Raw genomic sequence first — 16,015 nt, 5'->3', positions numbered from 1 at the left:
GGCCATTTGACGTTTGTGGTTTGATGTTTGCTGTTGCTTCGCTACTGAGCAGCGCAACAGCAAACGTCAAACCACAAACGTCAAACTAGTTTTCATTGGGCTGCAAAATTAGCAATTCAGCGGCGGTTGTTGTTATGTTTACACACGAACCCGTCAATCACTTCCCTTCCCGGCAGTAGTAGGGGTCAACATAGCCCACCCACGTTTGAATGACCTCATCATTACCTAACTCAACGCTTGTTACCGGAGCTACCGGCCTGATTGGCTCGCACGTGGTGCGTTATCTGCTCTCGCTGGGAACAGTTGTGTCGGCGTTGTACCGCGCTCAGAATGGCTACGGCCTGCTGACCGATGTGGCCGATCAGATCACCTGGCTCGAAGGCGACCTGCTGGATATTCCAGCCCTCGAGATGGCCATTACACCCGGATGCGATGTCATTCACTGCGCAGCGATTGTTTCCTTCGTGCCCAAAGACCGTGCCCGGATGGAGCAGGTCAACGTAGAGGGCACAGCCAATCTGGTGAATGTGTGCCTCATGGCGGGCATCCGGAAACTGGCGTACCTGAGCTCGGTTGCCGCGCTGGGGCGGCCCGAATCGAAACACAACGTACCTGGCCAGCCAGTGACCCTGACCGAAGAGCAGAAATGGGAAGAGTCGCCGCTGAATTCGGCCTATGCCAAAACCAAATACCGGGCTGAACTGGAAGTATGGCGCGGCGCGGCAGAGGGACTGGCAGTGGTGATGGTAAATCCAACCATTGTACTTGGCGAAGGTGACTGGACTCGCAGCAGCACGCAGTTGGTTAAATACGTGTATGATGAGAAGCGATTTTACACTGAAGGCGATATCAACTACGTCGATGTACTCGATGTGGCCGAAGCCATCGTGAAACTACTGCATAGCCCGGTGGTTGATCAGCGGTTTATTCTGAATGCCGGTGCCATGCCCTACCGCGACTTTTTGACGCAATTGGCCCAGGCTTTGGGCAAACAACCACCCAGCATTGCCGTGCCGCCGGGGCTGGCAAAAATCCTGGCGTCGCTGGAATCTGTACGTTCATGGCTCACAGGTACGTCGCCGCTTATTACGCAGGAAACGGCCCGTAGTGCCAGCCATCGATATTACTATCCAGGCCAGCTAATTACACAGTCAATTGATTTCCAGTACCGCCCGCTTAGTGAGACAATTCAACGCATTGCCGGGCAAGTGAAGCGTATACAAAGTATTTGAACCGGGCTATTGAAGTTTGTGTTTTTCTCTATATATTTCATAACAACATCGGATAAATCGCGCCCGTGGTGCGTCCCCTATCCCGTGCGGTACGACCTTCGGCTTACGTATTCCGCTTTCCGCAAATCGTAAGTGGTGGTTCGTGAATCGACACAGCTACATGGAGCAAGAGTTTGACGAACGGGCTGGCGACATCAAAGAGAGCATTCAGCGCTTTGAGCAGATGCTCGCCAGCGAAGAAAATTTTTATTTCGACCTCGACGTTTACGAACGTCTGGTTGAACATTACCTCAATGAAGGTGATCTTGAGCGTGCCTTTAAAGCGGCCGAATCAGGACTCGCCAATTTTCCCTATGCCCTGGAATTGATGCTCGATCGGGCGCAAATCCTGGCTAATTTTCAACGTTTTGACGAAAGCATAGACCAGCTCGACAGTGCTGGTTTGTTTAACCCCGGCGATCTCGACGTGCAGTATATGCGCGGCACCGTACTGAACATGGCCGGGCGGTTTGAGGAATCGATCGAAGTATTGACCGATATGCTCGATCGGACCGATGACCAGGACGATGTGTTCTTCCAGATGGCCCAGAGTTACCAGAACTGGGGTAAGTTCGACGAGGCCGTAGCGCATTACAAGAAAGCCATCGACCTGAATCCGAACAACGAAAGTGCGCTATACGAACTCTCGTTTTGCCTCGATATCAACGGCGAACTGGAAGCCAATCTGCCTTATTACGAAGGGCTGATTGATAAAGATCCGTATTCGCATAATGCGTGGTATAACCTCGGCATAGCCTACAGCAAACTTAGCCGTTTCACCGAAGCCGCCGAAGCGTACGATTATGCCATTGTTATCAAGGAAGATTTTGCGTCGGCACATTTCAACCTGGGTAATACGTACATGAACCTTGGCCAGTTCGATCGGGCCGAAGCCGCTTACCGGCTGACCCTCAAGTACGAAGAACCAACGGCCGATACGTATACGCATCTGGGCGCCAGCCTGGAGCGTCAGGACCGCCTGCCCGAAGCGATTAAAGAGTACCGTGAAGCCACCAAGCTCGATGCCCTCTGGGATGAAGCCTGGTACGGCATCGGCGTGTGCATGAGCGAGTTAGGTAAGTGGTACGAAGCCATTCCGTTTTTGCAGAAGGCGATCAAGCTTAACGATAACAATGCGGATTACTACGTTATTCTGGCCGAAACGGAATACAAAATCGGCAACGTCGTTTCCAGCATTGAAGCGTTTGAGAAGGCTTCGGAGGTCGACCCGGCCAACGCGGATGTGTATTTGATGTGGTCACTAATTCCGTTTGATCAGGGGGATTACGACAAAGCGTATGGCATTATCCAGATTGGTCTGGCCGAATTACCGCAGGAAGCCGATCTGTATTACCGGGCTGTGGTATACCAGATCTACGCCGGCAACTACCGCGACGCCCTGCTGAACCTGGAGACCGCCCTCACCCTCGACTACGACACGCACGTGCAGTTATTCGAGTTCTTCCCAGAACTGGAAAAGCAGAAGGCGCTCTACAAGATCATTCAGCAGTATCACAAAAAAGAAGAGTAAGCCGACTTGCAATCGACCAGCCAATAACGGGCAGTTAATTGCGCATCGGGTACATCAACTTTTTGTTATCCCAACTTCATTTGGTATGAAAAACTAAACGGAGTTGGGATACTTAGTTTAGGGGCTCTTCATGAAAATAGTAAGCTAGGTTACTACCAGTTTGTTGATGCCTAAAATGGCTAAAGACAACTTTACTTGTAAAAATGAGTAGTATATTATTAAGAACGAAACTTGGCTCGTTATGAGAACCTACTTCTTTGTCATAGCCCTTAATACCATTCTCTTTGGGCAGTGTACTAAACCTGAATCAGCAACACCCCGCGTCGATTATGACAAAGAATCGATCAAACTGATGAGTGAGGTAGCTCCCCAAATCAGCGGTCAATGGACGATGCAAGAAGTTGCCATAAGTCATAAAAAAGGAGATTATTACCAGCAGCAGGCGCAAATCACGAAAGACACTGTGTTGAAAGATATAGCGACACTCACAATTAAGCCTGTTTCCAACTCTCGGTTTTCTCCCCGACAAGCTCAACATCCTGAGTTTGAAGGGAACATACAGTATGGCGGTAAAACCTATCCAATCTATTTCTTTTTAACAGCCAGCGCTGGGCGAATTGATAAGAAAACTGGCCCCCAGGCTTCTATCTTATTTGAATATAGTTTTCCAAGCGGCTCTCGTTTAATTGAAGCTGAAGAATCGTATTTGAAAAATGCGGGGATCGTTAACACCAATTATTCAGTGGAAGTCGTCGACAGTCAGCCAGCGATGATCTGGAGAGGTGGCAAAGGGGTAGATCAAATAAGATTAGAAAAAAATAGATAATCTAGGGAAAAGTCAGAGACTTTCCACAGAATGGTGCAGTGGTGGAAGGTACTTTCGATAGGCCGAAACGTTCATAAAGAGCGTTGGTGCGAAAGCGCTGCCAGAGCAAGGCTTTACCTGCTGACTACAATGCAGTTGTAAGGCTGACTCCTGATTCGATTTAATTATCACAATTACCCCTTATATAATAGCTTTCTGTCGAAATGTTAAAAGACCTTAACCACTTCTGACCTTGTTTTTATAGCACTAACTTTCTGCCAATAAAACAACATACGGTTATGAAAAGGCTTTTACTGGTAGCAGGTTTTTTAGTGCCCTTATTCGGATTTTCTCAGTCGCCAAGTGATCAAAAACAAGGCGAATTGTTAGGCCAAGGTCATCTAAGCGCAGGTATCAATGTAGGGGGCGCTTTTGGGCCTATTTCTAGTGGAGACACCAAGTATTTAGCTCCTCATATTCAATATTTTCTCAAAGATGGCTGGTCAATTGCTCTAGAGGGTCGCCACAATGCAAACGGTAACTTTTCGCGCTATACAGGCCTTGGTCTATCAAGTCGTTACTATTTTGTTCGCGACAGGCGGTTAGCCTTGTTTGGTCAAGCAGGAGCCAGCCTCGGTCAAAGTAAATTCTCCGGTCAGGCCTTAGAGGCTGCTATCCAATATCTACCAACCACCACTTACAATTACGAGCGAAGCACGGCTTGGCAAACATCCGCCGGATTAGGCGTTCACTTTCGAATAGCTAAACGTTGGGCTTTAGAAGGTATTGGAGAACGAGCTTGGACAGAACTTACTAAAACGTTATCCCATCAAAGGTGGCAGGGAAGTGTTGGCATTAATTTTCTCATGAAATAGACTTTTCCCTAACAAAATTAATATTACTACAATGTGTGAATAATCTCGTTATATAAAATTAGTTACGCAACGTCTCTCCGTAAAACACAAAAAGGCCAATTCTGGCCTTTTTGTGTTTTACGGAGAGACAAGACTATCTCTTACTTCGCTTTATTGGTAAAGTCAACTACCGTTACGTCGGCTAGCCAGGCGCCTACTACGCCGCCGAAGGCTTTGTGGGCAGGGTGTGGCAGGTACGTGTCGCGGTCTTTCTCGTTGTCGAACGTCAGGATGAAGGCGTGGGTCAAGCCCTTGTCCAGTTTTTCAGGACTATTGTTGGTGCCCCACTGAAAGCCTTTGATTTCTTTAATCTTCGACGGAAGTGCTTCGAATGCAGCGACGATCTCGGCTACTTTCTCCGGCGTAGTTTCGGGCTTGAATTTGAACAGAACGATGTGTTGAACCATAGATTTAGCAGCGACGGGCGTTGCAGTTTGTTTTTTAGGGGGGCGGGGCGTATCCGTAGTTGGCTGAGCCGCAAATGAGGCGACCGACAGCAGCGTAGCCGCGCACAAAAAAGCGATTGATTTTACCATAGCAGGATTGGTTTTTGGGTAAAGAAAAGACCAATAAGGTTTTCAGAAAAACCTTATTGGTCCGGGATACTACTCGTTTTTGGCCGATTACGCCAGCTTAGCCTGCAACGCCTGATCCAGCGCGTCGAGGAAATCTTCCGTATTTAGGTAGTGCTCGTTGGCCATCAGCTTGGTACCCTGCGGATATACAGACAAGGCCAGGTCTTTGGTCATTTTACCACTTTCAACCACTTCAACGCAAACGGCTTCCAGCGCGTTAGCGAAATCGATCAGCGGTTGGTTGTCGTCGAGTTTACCACGGAAGGCCAGACCACGCGTCCAGGCGTAGATCGAAGCGATTGGGTTGGTGCTCGTTTTATTCCCTTTCTGGTATTCGCGGTAGTGACGCGTAACGGTTCCGTGGGCAGCTTCCGCTTCCATCGTCTGTCCGTCGGGTGTAACCAATACCGAGGTCATCAGACCCAGTGAGCCGAAGCCCTGCGCTACGGTATCCGACTGTACGTCGCCATCGTAGTTCTTGCAGGCCCACACAAAGTTACCGTTCCACTTCAGCGCCGACGCCACCATGTCATCGATCAGGCGGTGTTCGTATTCTACTTTACCAGCGTATTCGGTGTCATAGATTTCCTGGAAGATATCCTTGAAACGACCGTCGTATTTTTTCAGGATCGTGTTCTTCGTCGACAGGTACAGCGGCCAGCCTTTCTGCATGGCTACGTTCATACAAGCGCGGGCAAACCCACGGATCGACTCATCGACATTGTACATGCCCATGGCCACACCAGGAGCTTTGAAGTTGTACACGTCGAACTCTTGTACGCTACCGTCTTCACCTTCGAACTTCATCGTCAGCTTACCAGGACCGGGTACTACAAAATCGGTAGCGCGGTACTGATCACCAAAGGCGTGACGACCAATGATGATTGGCGCTGTCCAGTTAGTTACCAGGCGGGGTACGTTCTGCATCACGATTGGCTCGCGAAAAACGGTACCGTCCAGAATATTGCGGATCGTGCCGTTGGGCGACTTCCACATTTGTTTCAGGCCAAACTCTTCAACGCGCTGCTCATCGGGAGTAATTGTTGCGCATTTGATACCTACACCGTACTGCTTAATGGCGTTAGCGGCATCGATCGTTACCTGATCGTTGGTTTCATCGCGGTATTCGATGCCAAGGTCAAAGTATTTGATATCAACATCAACGTAAGGAAGAATCAGCTTGTCTTTAATAAACTTCCAGATAATGCGGGTCATTTCGTCGCCGTCCAGTTCAACTACTGGATTAGCCACTTTAATTTTTTCCATTGTACTGCGGTTAGATGCGAGAATAATCAATACAGACTGGGCGTAAAATTACTACATCTTTATGGGTTTGGCTCTAACCAGTTGGTCACAAAAACACCCTACCCTCGCGGCCCGGCATAGGCAGCAGCCAGCAACAGAACCACTCGTTTCGCGGGGGGTCACAGTTTCTACTGATTTATTTACTTACTACATTTACCGATCTATCCCCCATGTAAACTCACCCGCCAGTATGATTTGTAGAGCTACCGTTCTGCTACTGTTACTCTCGCTGCCTCATCTAGCCACTGCGCAACTGTTTTTCACACCCGGCTATGTGGTTACAACAAAAGGCGACACCCTGCGCGGCGAAGTGCGGGACAGAGACAATGCCTCGGTCTGGTTTAGGAGTAAACAGGATGGAAACGACAGACAGTATACGCCCGAAACAATCAGCGCCTACAAAGCGGAAGGCCAGCCCGCCGTCAGATCTGCTAAGTGGCTCGACAATGACGTACCCGTACAAACCTTCGTAAAGGAAATCAGCACTGGCCGCGTGAGTCTATTTGAGTTGATCAAGCCCGAAGAACGGTTAACCCATGCGATTCGGCTACCCGATGGAGCGTTTATACCTCTTCGAAAAAGTATGGCGCTGCTCATACTTAACCAGCACCTGACTGGCTGTAGTGACCCAGCAGTTAAACGTCTTCTATCTATTCAATTGTACTATTTCAGCCGGAGTTATTTTGAGCGAGTTATCACTGCTTATAATCAGTGTATCGAACCGCAACGGTCGGCTCCTGCCGTCAGCCGAAAACTGGCGTATGAAGCAGGTATATTGGCTGGCGTCGCCGCAAATTCCTGGTTTTATGGCGCTAGTCAGGCAAGCTTTAAGCCCATTTGGAACCCCAACGGTGCCTACAGTACCCAATACACGGGTGTAACGGGTCTTTTCTTTACACTCGCTCCCCGCAAAAAACTTTCCCTCGGCGTTGAGGTTCAGTACACATCGGTTCTCACGGAGAAGACTGTTGCCATTAACAATACACTCGACCCTACCGATTCACGGACGCGCTTTTACTCGTTTAAGGAGCAATACTTTACCATGCCTATTACTGCCCGGTACGTGATCACGTCTGTAAAATCGGTGCGCTTATACGCCAAAGCGGGCGGTTCACTAGCCTACAAATTCAACGTAGGGGGTGTATATAGTGGCGATAACCTCACGAACGTACCTATCCCGATCAAATCGGGGCTTGGTCTTGGCTACCTGTTGGGGGCTGGAGCCGAGCTACCCCTCACCAACAAGCGGCATTTGCTGATCGAGTTGCGGACGGTGCCCCACATCGTTTTGGATAACGTTACTCGGCTGGGTACGTCACGGTCTTATCAACTTACGGTGGCGCTTCCCCTCATTAGTCGGTAGATGCCCGTGTAACTGCATCTTGCGTTTACCTGAAGCGTAAGGTTTGATTTCCGGCTTTCAGCACCAGTTGGGTGGCGGTCAATTCATCTATTTTCCAGAGCGTACCAGTCAGAAAGGGGTGTATGCTACAGGAAACAGTAGCACACTGAGGAGTAGGGCTTTCGTCACCTAAAAACTCGATTTGGGCGTTGATCGTCCTGAACCGAGACGGCACGCAACACCCACCAGATCGCTTTTCGGTACCGTACAACAACGTACCCAGCCGGGTAAATTCAACCTGAATTGGATACTGAAGCGTCGTTCCATCAACGCTTTGCTGCAGCCAGGTACGAGCTAATAAGTCGGGAGTCACCAACTCACCTTTTGTCCCCTGACAAGCCATAACAACCCACAGCAGCCCTACAATCGCCTTTTTCATTCGCTCTTTTTTCAGCAATGAGTCTAAAAGGCGTGCCACCGTTGGAAAGTCCGGGTCAACTATCAATTTAGCCATTGACAAAACACCTATCACATAGGGCATTTCCCTATCTTGTCTGAACCAACCAATCAGAATACACCTGTATGCGAAACACTTACCTATTTTTTGCCTTACTCCTGCTCCCTGCGCTGGTGATAGCGCAAAAACAAAAAAAGCAACCGTCCCTTACCCCACTTGACAAGCTAAAGGCCGAGGCCGTTGCGTCGGTAGAGGCCCGCAAGGATCAGGCCCAGCAGATCAATGACATGCTCTTTAGCTTTTCAGAACTGGGTTTTCAGGAAACCGAGACGTTTACGTACCTGACCACGCTGCTTGAGAAGGAAGGCTTTACCATCCAGAAAAACATTTCGGGCATGCCTACCGCCTGGATCGCCACCTGGGGCAGCGGCAAACCTGTCATCGCCATCGGTTCCGACATTGACTGTATTCCGAAAGCTAGTCAGAAGCCCGGCGTAGCCTACCGCGACCCAATCGTTGATGGAGCACCGGGCCACGGCGAAGGGCATAACTCGGGCCAGGCGCTGAACATCGTGGCCGCACTGGCTGTGAAGAAGCTAATGGAGCGCGACAAGATTTCAGGTACGTTGATGCTCTGGCCGGGGGTAGCCGAAGAGCTGGTGGGCGCCAAAGCGTTTTACATCCGGGATGGCTATTTCAAGGATGTCGACGCCTGTATCTTCACCCATGTAGGCAGTAACCTGGTTACGTCGTACGGCGACGCAGGCAACAACGGCCTTATTTCGGTTCGGTTCACGTTCGAAGGATCAGCAGCCCATGCCGCCGCAGCACCCTGGCGTGGTCGGTCGGCGCTGGATGCGGTAGAGTTAATGAACATCGGCTGGAACTTCCGCCGTGAGCACCTGGAGTTAACCCAGCGTTCGCATTACGTGATCTCCGACGGAGGCGACCAACCCAACGTAGTACCGTCGAAGGCGTCGGTTTGGTACTATTTCCGCGAGCGTAGCTACCCAAAAATTCGCAGCCTGTTCGAAACCGGTCTGGCAATGGCAGAGGGGGCAGCCAAAATGACCGACACCAAATTTACCTACGACATTCTGGGGTCGGCCTGGCCGGGGCATTTCAACAAGCCGATTGCCGAGGCCATGACAGAAAACATCAGAAAAGTGGGACTGCCCGCCTGGTCGCCTGAAGATCAGATGTTGGCTAAAGCCACGCAGAAAGAAATGATGGCCCGTAAGGTAGAAGGATTGGCCATGAAACTCGACAGCCTGAGCCTGCCAGCCAACACGGCCCCAACTATGATGATGGGCGGACAATCGTTTGTACCGCTGACGGGTGGTTCCGACGACATTGCCGACATTGCCTGGTCGGTACCCACCGTTGTTCTCCGATACCCCAGCAACATTCCGGACTTGCCCGGCCACCACTGGAGTAACGCCATTTCGATGGCTACGCCCATTGCACATAAAGGCGTGGTAGCTGGTGCCAAAGCTGAGGCTATGACCCTGCTCGATCTGCTGCTACGGCCCGATCTGATTCAGCAAGCAAAGGAGTATTACGTTAATGAGCAAACGAAAGAGCTGAAATATACCTCGCTCATTACGGCTAAGGAAAACCCGGCGGTTTACCTGAACGAGAAAATCATGACCGATTTTAAACCGAAGTTGAAGGCCTTCTATTACGACCCAACCAAGTACAAGACGTACCTGGAACAACTAGGCATTAAATACCCCACGCTTCGCGACGATCAGAAAGCAGCGGCGGGCAAGTAGGGAAGTCGGTTTTTACCCCCAACTCCCCTGAGGAGAGTTGGGGGTAAAAACCGACAAGAAAACACAACGCCACCTATCGCATCTTCGTGCGCTTCACCAGATACGCGCTCAGGATGGGCTCGAAGCCTTCGGCGATGTCGGCCTCGATGAAGTCAATTCGGTACTGGGCGCAGCGCATTTTCAGCCCTTGCAGGTAGTCGCTCACAGCCTGCTTATAGGCATCACGTACCTGATTTGGCTGTAATTTTACGCGAGCTTCCGTCTCTAAGTCGATAAACTCATACGGGCGGTCTTCAAAAGCAAACGCCTGTTCGGTTTTGCGATCGGTGACGTGAAAAATGAGCACCTCGTGCAGATTATGGCGCAGGTGTTGCAGGGCCGAGAACAGGGCATCCTGCCGGGCAGGGTCGGCACCGGCGGTGTCGAACATATCGCTGAAGAGAACAACCAGCGAGCGCTTATTTATTTTTTCGGCAATCTCGTGAATCACCTCGGCGGTGCTGGTCCGGCGGTTGGGCTTGGGCGATTGCAATACCTGATCGAGCAGTGTGAAGATCTTGTGCACGTGACCCGGCGTTGATTTCACGGGTGTCTGCACCTCCATCTCGCTCGAAAACGTGCACAGGCTTACCGCGTCGCGCTGCTTCTGTAGCATATACGCTAAGCTAGCCGCCCCCATCGCGCTGAAGGTGACCTTCCCGTAGTCTTTTTCGGGGTAATACATCGACGACGACGTATCGATCAGCAGGTGGCAGCGAAGATTGGTTTCCTCCTCATACCGTTTGACAAAGAGCTTATCCGTTTTACCATATACCTTCCAGTCGATGTAGCGCGTGCTCTCGCCGGGGTTATAGAGTCGGTGTTCGGCAAACTCGACCGAGAAACCGTGAAATGGCGATTTATGTAGCCCGGTAATGAAGCCCTCCACTAACTGACGAGCCAGAAATTCGACGTTTCCGAATGAACGTACCTGCGATAAGTTGAGTGTGTTTGCCAAAGCCTGTAGCACCGGAGCTAGAGCTTCGGTAGTCAATCGTTAACTTACTAATGGGTACCGAAGTTGGAGCGGGTACGCCCGTCCGGTTCGACACTACACTTTCAACGTCTAATATCCACAATCCAGCGTCGTTTACAAACAAAAAACCTGATTCGTGAGTCTGGCGTCCTACTTAGGGAATTGCAAAAAGGGGGCCAGCCCGTGAATCAGGTTTTTAAAAATCGGACTGTACTCGTCCGCACGGATAATCCGGTACAGGTATAGTCTACGTCGTTTCGCAGCTATCCCCGCCGTTACTGCACCGGCATAAGATCCGGCAGCAGGGGCGAACGCCTATCAAGCGTTAGCGATTGATCGAGCAGCGCCACCATTTTGGTGGTATTCACTACCCGGAGAGTAACATTGGCCACGCCCCGTCCGAGCATGCCAATGGCTTTGGCGGCGGCGTACGTCATATCGACTACGCGGCCTTTTGTAAACGGCCCCCGATCATTGATCCGGATGATGACCGACTGCTGGTTTGCCTTGTTGGTTACTTCAACCAGCGTATTAAATGGGAGATACCGGTGAGCCCCCGTAAAAATGTGTTGTTTAACGTGCTCACCGTTACTAGTTCTACGCCCACTAAACTTATTCGCATAGTAAGACGCTTTACCTTCCTGCTGTATGAGGCCCTTCTCAGGGGCCTCTGTCGGATGGATACTGCCCGAAAACAGCAGTAGGGACATTAGTAAACTCATACAGTTTTTGGTTAGTGTAACAATAAAAAGAAGACTTACCGGAAGAGGATCCCTAACGCCTTCTTTCACCAAAAAATGCAATTCCCTTAATACAAAGATAGGCATAACCACTTAAAAAGCAAAGCCTTGCCCCCCGGACCGCATTTGGCCGTCTGTGCTTTGTGACGATTGCGAGCCAATGTTTACCTAAAATTATTTTGCGGCTTGTTTATTATTCTACTACCATTCACTGTACTTTGGCAGCCAATAGCGTTTAACTTTTTTCACAAGTGGAGGACAGAGATAAGGAGAAAATTTACTCAAAACGGGTGCGGGCAGGCAAGAGAACGTACTTTTTCGACGTGAAAGCGACTCGAGCCAACGATTACTACCTCATCCTGACCGAGAGCCGTCGCCAACCCCAGGGCGACAGTTTCAGCTACGAAAAGCAGAAAATGTTCCTGTATAAAGAGGATTTTGCTAAGTTCATCGAAGCGCTACAGGAAACAATCGACTATGTAAAAACCGAGCTAATGCCCGATGTTGACTTCGCTCAGTTTAATCAGCCCGAAGAACTGAGCGACGACCTCAGTAGTAGCCTAAAATGGGAATAGTCCTATTTCACGGATAAGTGCATTACAAAGCCCCGGCACCCAGTCCGAGGCTTTTTTGTTGTACTTTTGCGAGTCGGATCGATCGTTCCAGGTTGGTAGCCCATACCCTCGACAGGTAGCTGGCTTATCAAAGTAACTGTTCAGACTACAGACTATTAACCTGATACGACTTTTCAGACTATTTAGCTATAGACTACTTACATGGGACTTCAATGTGGCATTGTGGGCTTACCGAACGTTGGTAAATCCACCCTATTCAATGCGATTTCGAGCGGTAAAGCCGAAGCCGCCAACTACCCTTTCTGCACCATCGAGCCGAACGTCGGTGTGGTGACCGTGCCCGACCCGCGCCTCGATTCGCTCGAAACCCTGGTCAATCCACAGCGCGTGGTGCCTACCATCATCGAGTTTGTCGACATTGCCGGTCTGGTAAAAGGGGCTAGCCAGGGGGCTGGTTTAGGAAATAAATTCCTGGCTAATATTCGCGAAGTCGACGCGATCGTACACGTAGTCCGCTGCTTCGAAGACGATAACATCGTGCACGTAGAAGGCCGGGTAGACCCTGTTTTCGACAAAGAGATTATCGACGCCGAGCTACAACTCAAAGATTTAGAGTCGGTCGACAAAAAGATTCAAAAGGTTGAACGCAACGCCAAGTCAGGTGATGCTAAGGCGAAAGCCTCACTTGAAGTGCTGAAGCAGTACAAGACGGCGCTGGAACAGGGCAAGAGCGCCCGCACCGTTCAGGTAACACCCGAAGAACAGGAAGAAGCCATTGGCGACATTGACCTGCTCACGGTGAAACCGGTACTGTACGTAGCCAACGTAGACGAAGCTTCATTACCCGACGGCAATGCCTATTCGGACAAGCTGCGCGAAGCGGCCAAAGCCGAAGGAGCCGAAGTCGTTATCATCTCGGCAGGTATCGAATCGCAGATTGCAGAAATGGAAGATGCAGAAGAGCGTGAACTGTTTTTGAGCGAGTATGGCCTCACTGAATCGGGCCTGAGCAAACTCATACGGGCGTCTTACTCGTTATTGGGTCTCATCACCTACTTCACCGCCGGTGTGAAAGAAGTACGTGCCTGGACCATCCGTCGCGGCTGGAAAGCGCCCGCTGCAGCGGGTGTCATTCACACCGATTTTGAGAAGAAATTCATTCGCGCACAGGTGATCAAACTGGCGGACTTTGAGCAATTGAAATCTGAATCCGCCGTTCGCGAGGCAGGTAAACTCTCGGTTGAAGGCAAAGAATACGTTGTTCAGGACGGCGACATCATGGAATTCCTGCACGGAGCATAAATAAAAACGGTTACTGTTTATTGTTACTGTTTCGCTGCTAGACTGGCTGGCAACGCAACAGTAACCGATAAACAGCGAACGGTTAACAGTAAAAAATGGCTCGACCAAAAGCATTTGCGGAACAGGATGCCCTACACGCGGCGATGGAGACCTTCTGGCGCAAGGGGTACCACCACACGTCGATGCAGGATCTCGTTGACTCGATGGGCATCAACCGCGCCAGTCTCTACGATACCTTTACCGATAAGCATACGCTGTATCTCAACGCGCTGGAACGGTATCGCGACCTGAACTGTGCCGACATGGCCGAGGCTACGGCCGGAGCCACAACTGCCCGGGCCAAAATCCGGGCTATTTTCGACAAGGCAATTGCCGAAACCCTCGACGATCAGGAACACAAGGGATGTTTCATGACCAACGCCACACTGGAGATGCTTCCTCATTACGCAGACGTCCAGGCGATTGTGGCTGACAATTTCGTACAGTTGGACGCTACCTTCCGCCAGATCCTCAGCGCAGGTATTGCTGATGGCGAACTCAACGCCGACCTTGCACCCGACCGGCTGGTGCCGTTCCTGATGAGCCAGTTATCCGGTATTCGTGTGCTGGGGAAAGCCATACCCAACGGCACCATGCTGAATCAGGTAGTAGAGCTCGCACTTTCGGTATTACACTAACCCATGTTACCTGCCAACAAAGAAAGCCCGACCAGTATGACTGGTCGGGCTTTCTTTGTTGCAACCTACAGCTTACCGTGGACGGATCGGCAGTTTACGATCACCAGGCTGGTACTGGCGGCCAATGCCGAAGTTATAACCAAGGCCGACAGTGATCATCTGATTACGCAGATCGGTGGCGTTCAACCCAATATTGGTGATGCCGTGAGTGTACCGTGCATCAACCGTGAATCGCTGCCGGTCACCGGTCCGGAAGTTAGCCTGGAAGCCAGCCGTCAAGCCTAGGTCAGCCGTACGATACAGGTCTGTGGTAACCGTTTTAACGTCTTTACCATCAGCCGCTTTTTCGCGGGTGAACGCATTGAGGCGAAGTGCCGGCACAATACCCGCGTATACGTTGGGCCGGAAATTACCCGACCGATTCAGGAAATAGCGAGCCGTAATTGGCAGTTCCAGGTAGTTGACGCGGTTGGTCAGTGTAGTAGAAACCGACCCTAAATTGTAGGTGGACTGAGCGCCCCGTTGTGAATACAACAAGTCAATAGCGGCCCCAAAACGGCTGATATCACTGTAAATGAAGCCAACACCAGCCGATAAACCTGGTAATAACTTGTTCGCATTTGGGTTGCTATTAACCAGAAGTCGTTGATCGTTCCCAACAAAGTTGGTGAGATTAAGGCCTACTCGCGGGCCAAAACTCCAACGCTGACGTGATTGACTGTAGCCAACGGATTGAACGAAAAGTAGTGTAACGATGAGTAAAGCGTAACGTGCGTTTTTCATAACAAAGTGATTGATGGTTTTGGACTGACTGCTAATTGTCCATTGAAGTAATTAGCAATTGATCCATTGTAGAATAAAAAATAGTCACTAAAAAACATAAGAAGTGGCTTACCGGGGCCGAATTGGCAGTTTACGATCACCAGGCTGGTACTGACGACCAATACCGAAGTTGTAACCCAGGCCAACGGTAATCATCTGATTGTGCAGGTCATTGGTAGCCACAGATATATTCGGCAGACCGTATGTGTACCGGGCATCAACCGTGAATCGCTGACGATCTCCTGTGCGGAAGTTGGCCTGAAAGCCAGCCGTCAGTCCTAGGTCACCTTTCCGAAACCGATCCTGAATATCACCTTTGCTCGATGCGCTGCCAACCTTAGACGTTTGATTGGCGTTCAGCATAACCGCGGGCACAATACCCGCATATACGTTGGGCCGGAAATTACCGGAACGATTCAGGAAATAGCGGGCTGTAATGGGTGCTGCCAGATAGTTGAGACGGGTGTTCTGAATTGTTTCAATGTTATTGGTAATGTATTTTGTCTGGCTACCCTGCTGAGAATAAAGAACATCAACGGCAAAACCAAATCGGCTGATGTCACTATACATGAAGCCTACACCTGCTTCGACGCCCGGCAACAATCGGTTAACAGTTACATTACTTACATTATTAGGTACGCCATAAGTAGCAGCGTTGTTACCCGCAAAATTGGAAAGATTTAAACCAGCCCGAGGGCCAAAGCTCCAGCGCTGGCGCGATTGACTGTAGCCAACCAACTGAACAAAAAAGAGGGCAATAAGAAGGAAAGCGAAACGTGCGTTTTGCATAATAAAGTGATAGACAGATTCAGTCTGGCATTTTTATTCTTTCAAATATCTCATAATCAGTCAATTAAAAACAAGTAATTAAGTAGCGCCAGACATGAATTATGAAATTTCTACGTTGAC

General features: G+C 50.1%; 16 protein-coding genes. 9 read left to right on the top strand and 7 right to left on the bottom strand.

The genetic code is table 11. The features are described from left to right. Nucleotides 1-209: 209 nt before the first annotated feature. From F7231_RS01660 to F7231_RS01645, 4 genes are all read left to right on the top strand, one after another. Nucleotides 210-1,232: an NAD-dependent epimerase/dehydratase family protein gene (locus F7231_RS01660; RefSeq protein WP_166690675.1), complete on the top strand. Its 1,023-nt coding sequence runs from the start codon at nt 210-212 to the stop codon at nt 1,230-1,232. Between the two features lie 160 nt (nt 1,233-1,392). Next, nucleotides 1,393-2,802, top strand: a complete 1,410-nt coding sequence (locus tag F7231_RS01655; RefSeq protein WP_085410262.1) for a tetratricopeptide repeat protein — start codon at nt 1,393-1,395, stop codon at nt 2,800-2,802. 241 nt (nt 2,803-3,043) lie between these two features. Continuing rightward, nucleotides 3,044-3,628 (top strand): hypothetical protein, encoded by a 585-nt coding sequence (locus F7231_RS01650; protein WP_085410263.1) that lies wholly within the window; start codon nt 3,044-3,046, stop codon nt 3,626-3,628. A 278-nt stretch (nt 3,629-3,906) separates the two neighbouring features. Beyond that, nucleotides 3,907-4,482, top strand: a complete 576-nt coding sequence (locus F7231_RS01645) for a porin family protein (RefSeq protein WP_166690674.1) — start codon at nt 3,907-3,909, stop codon at nt 4,480-4,482. A gap of 140 nt (nt 4,483-4,622) precedes the next feature. Here F7231_RS01645 and F7231_RS01640 read toward each other — a convergent pair whose 3' ends face one another. After that, entirely contained in the window at nt 4,623-5,057 is a 435-nt protein-coding gene (locus F7231_RS01640; protein ID WP_085410265.1) for a Dabb family protein, read from the bottom strand. A gap of 87 nt (nt 5,058-5,144) precedes the next feature. Next, the gene (locus F7231_RS01635; RefSeq protein ID WP_085410266.1) at nt 5,145-6,362 is read right to left on the bottom strand and encodes an NADP-dependent isocitrate dehydrogenase; all 1,218 of its coding nucleotides are present in this window, start codon (nt 6,360-6,362) and stop codon (nt 5,145-5,147) included. Between the two features lie 229 nt (nt 6,363-6,591). Here F7231_RS01635 and F7231_RS01630 point away from each other — a divergent pair, with 229 nt between their 5' ends. Then, nucleotides 6,592-7,764 (top strand): outer membrane beta-barrel protein, encoded by a 1,173-nt coding sequence (locus F7231_RS01630; protein WP_166690673.1) that lies wholly within the window; start codon nt 6,592-6,594, stop codon nt 7,762-7,764. Nucleotides 7,765-7,789: 25 nt separating this feature from the next. On the opposite strand, the gene F7231_RS01625 is transcribed toward F7231_RS01630, so the two are convergent. Next, nucleotides 7,790-8,221, bottom strand: a complete 432-nt coding sequence (locus tag F7231_RS01625; RefSeq protein WP_157510493.1) for a hypothetical protein — start codon at nt 8,219-8,221, stop codon at nt 7,790-7,792. Between the two features lie 104 nt (nt 8,222-8,325). Between F7231_RS01625 and F7231_RS01620 the strand changes: the two genes are divergently transcribed. Then, complete coding sequence (locus F7231_RS01620; protein WP_085410269.1) at nt 8,326-9,975, top strand: amidohydrolase; 1,650 nt, start codon at nt 8,326-8,328, stop codon at nt 9,973-9,975. A 73-nt stretch (nt 9,976-10,048) separates the two neighbouring features. Here the strand turns inward: F7231_RS01620 and F7231_RS01615 are convergent, their stop codons facing one another. After that, nucleotides 10,049-10,972 carry a DUF58 domain-containing protein gene (locus F7231_RS01615; RefSeq protein ID WP_085414953.1) on the bottom strand — a complete coding sequence of 308 codons (924 nt, stop codon included), beginning with the start codon at nt 10,970-10,972 and terminating at the stop codon, nt 10,049-10,051. Nucleotides 10,973-11,265: 293 nt separating this feature from the next. Further along, nucleotides 11,266-11,712 (bottom strand): septal ring lytic transglycosylase RlpA family protein, encoded by a 447-nt coding sequence (locus tag F7231_RS01610; RefSeq protein ID WP_085410270.1) that lies wholly within the window; start codon nt 11,710-11,712, stop codon nt 11,266-11,268. 269 nt (nt 11,713-11,981) lie between these two features. On the opposite strand from F7231_RS01610, the gene F7231_RS01605 reads away from it, so the two are divergent. The 3 genes from F7231_RS01605 to F7231_RS01595 all read left to right on the top strand — a co-directional run bounded on the left by F7231_RS01605 (nt 11,982) and on the right by F7231_RS01595 (nt 14,284). Beyond that, complete coding sequence (locus F7231_RS01605; protein ID WP_085410271.1) at nt 11,982-12,305, top strand: DUF3276 family protein; 324 nt, start codon at nt 11,982-11,984, stop codon at nt 12,303-12,305. Nucleotides 12,306-12,506: 201 nt separating this feature from the next. After that, on the top strand, nt 12,507-13,607 hold the full coding sequence (gene ychF, locus F7231_RS01600) for a redox-regulated ATPase YchF (protein ID WP_085410272.1): 1,101 nt from the start codon (nt 12,507-12,509) through the stop codon (nt 13,605-13,607). A 95-nt stretch (nt 13,608-13,702) separates the two neighbouring features. Next, nucleotides 13,703-14,284: a TetR/AcrR family transcriptional regulator gene (locus tag F7231_RS01595; RefSeq protein WP_085410273.1), complete on the top strand. Its 582-nt coding sequence runs from the start codon at nt 13,703-13,705 to the stop codon at nt 14,282-14,284. Between the two features lie 72 nt (nt 14,285-14,356). Here the strand turns inward: F7231_RS01595 and F7231_RS01590 are convergent, their stop codons facing one another. Both F7231_RS01590 and F7231_RS01585 read right to left on the bottom strand, forming a co-directional pair. Then, complete coding sequence (locus F7231_RS01590; RefSeq protein ID WP_085410274.1) at nt 14,357-15,067, bottom strand: porin family protein; 711 nt, start codon at nt 15,065-15,067, stop codon at nt 14,357-14,359. A 108-nt stretch (nt 15,068-15,175) separates the two neighbouring features. Then, on the bottom strand, nt 15,176-15,895 hold the full coding sequence (locus F7231_RS01585) for a porin family protein (RefSeq protein ID WP_085410275.1): 720 nt from the start codon (nt 15,893-15,895) through the stop codon (nt 15,176-15,178). Between the last annotated feature and the right edge of the window lie 120 nt (nt 15,896-16,015).

The sequence above is a fragment of the Fibrivirga algicola genome (assembly GCF_011742925.1).
Lineage (GTDB): Bacteria > Bacteroidota > Bacteroidia > Cytophagales > Spirosomataceae > Fibrella > Fibrella algicola.
This window is presented reverse-complemented; position numbering and strand designations above follow the sequence as displayed.

Coding starts and splice junctions, on each gene's coding strand:
- F7231_RS01660 (WP_166690675.1), top strand. CDS start 210: ATGACCTCATCATTACCTAACTCAACGCTTGTTACCGGAGCTACCGGC.
- F7231_RS01655 (WP_085410262.1), top strand. CDS start 1,393: ATGGAGCAAGAGTTTGACGAACGGGCTGGCGACATCAAAGAGAGCATT.
- F7231_RS01650 (WP_085410263.1), top strand. CDS start 3,044: ATGAGAACCTACTTCTTTGTCATAGCCCTTAATACCATTCTCTTTGGG.
- F7231_RS01645 (WP_166690674.1), top strand. CDS start 3,907: ATGAAAAGGCTTTTACTGGTAGCAGGTTTTTTAGTGCCCTTATTCGGA.
- F7231_RS01640 (WP_085410265.1), bottom strand. CDS start 5,057: ATGGTAAAATCAATCGCTTTTTTGTGCGCGGCTACGCTGCTGTCGGTC.
- F7231_RS01635 (WP_085410266.1), bottom strand. CDS start 6,362: ATGGAAAAAATTAAAGTGGCTAATCCAGTAGTTGAACTGGACGGCGAC.
- F7231_RS01630 (WP_166690673.1), top strand. CDS start 6,592: ATGATTTGTAGAGCTACCGTTCTGCTACTGTTACTCTCGCTGCCTCAT.
- F7231_RS01620 (WP_085410269.1), top strand. CDS start 8,326: ATGCGAAACACTTACCTATTTTTTGCCTTACTCCTGCTCCCTGCGCTG.
- F7231_RS01610 (WP_085410270.1), bottom strand. CDS start 11,712: ATGAGTTTACTAATGTCCCTACTGCTGTTTTCGGGCAGTATCCATCCG.
- ychF (WP_085410272.1), top strand. CDS start 12,507: ATGGGACTTCAATGTGGCATTGTGGGCTTACCGAACGTTGGTAAATCC.
- F7231_RS01595 (WP_085410273.1), top strand. CDS start 13,703: ATGGCTCGACCAAAAGCATTTGCGGAACAGGATGCCCTACACGCGGCG.
- F7231_RS01590 (WP_085410274.1), bottom strand. CDS start 15,067: ATGAAAAACGCACGTTACGCTTTACTCATCGTTACACTACTTTTCGTT.
- F7231_RS01585 (WP_085410275.1), bottom strand. CDS start 15,895: ATGCAAAACGCACGTTTCGCTTTCCTTCTTATTGCCCTCTTTTTTGTT.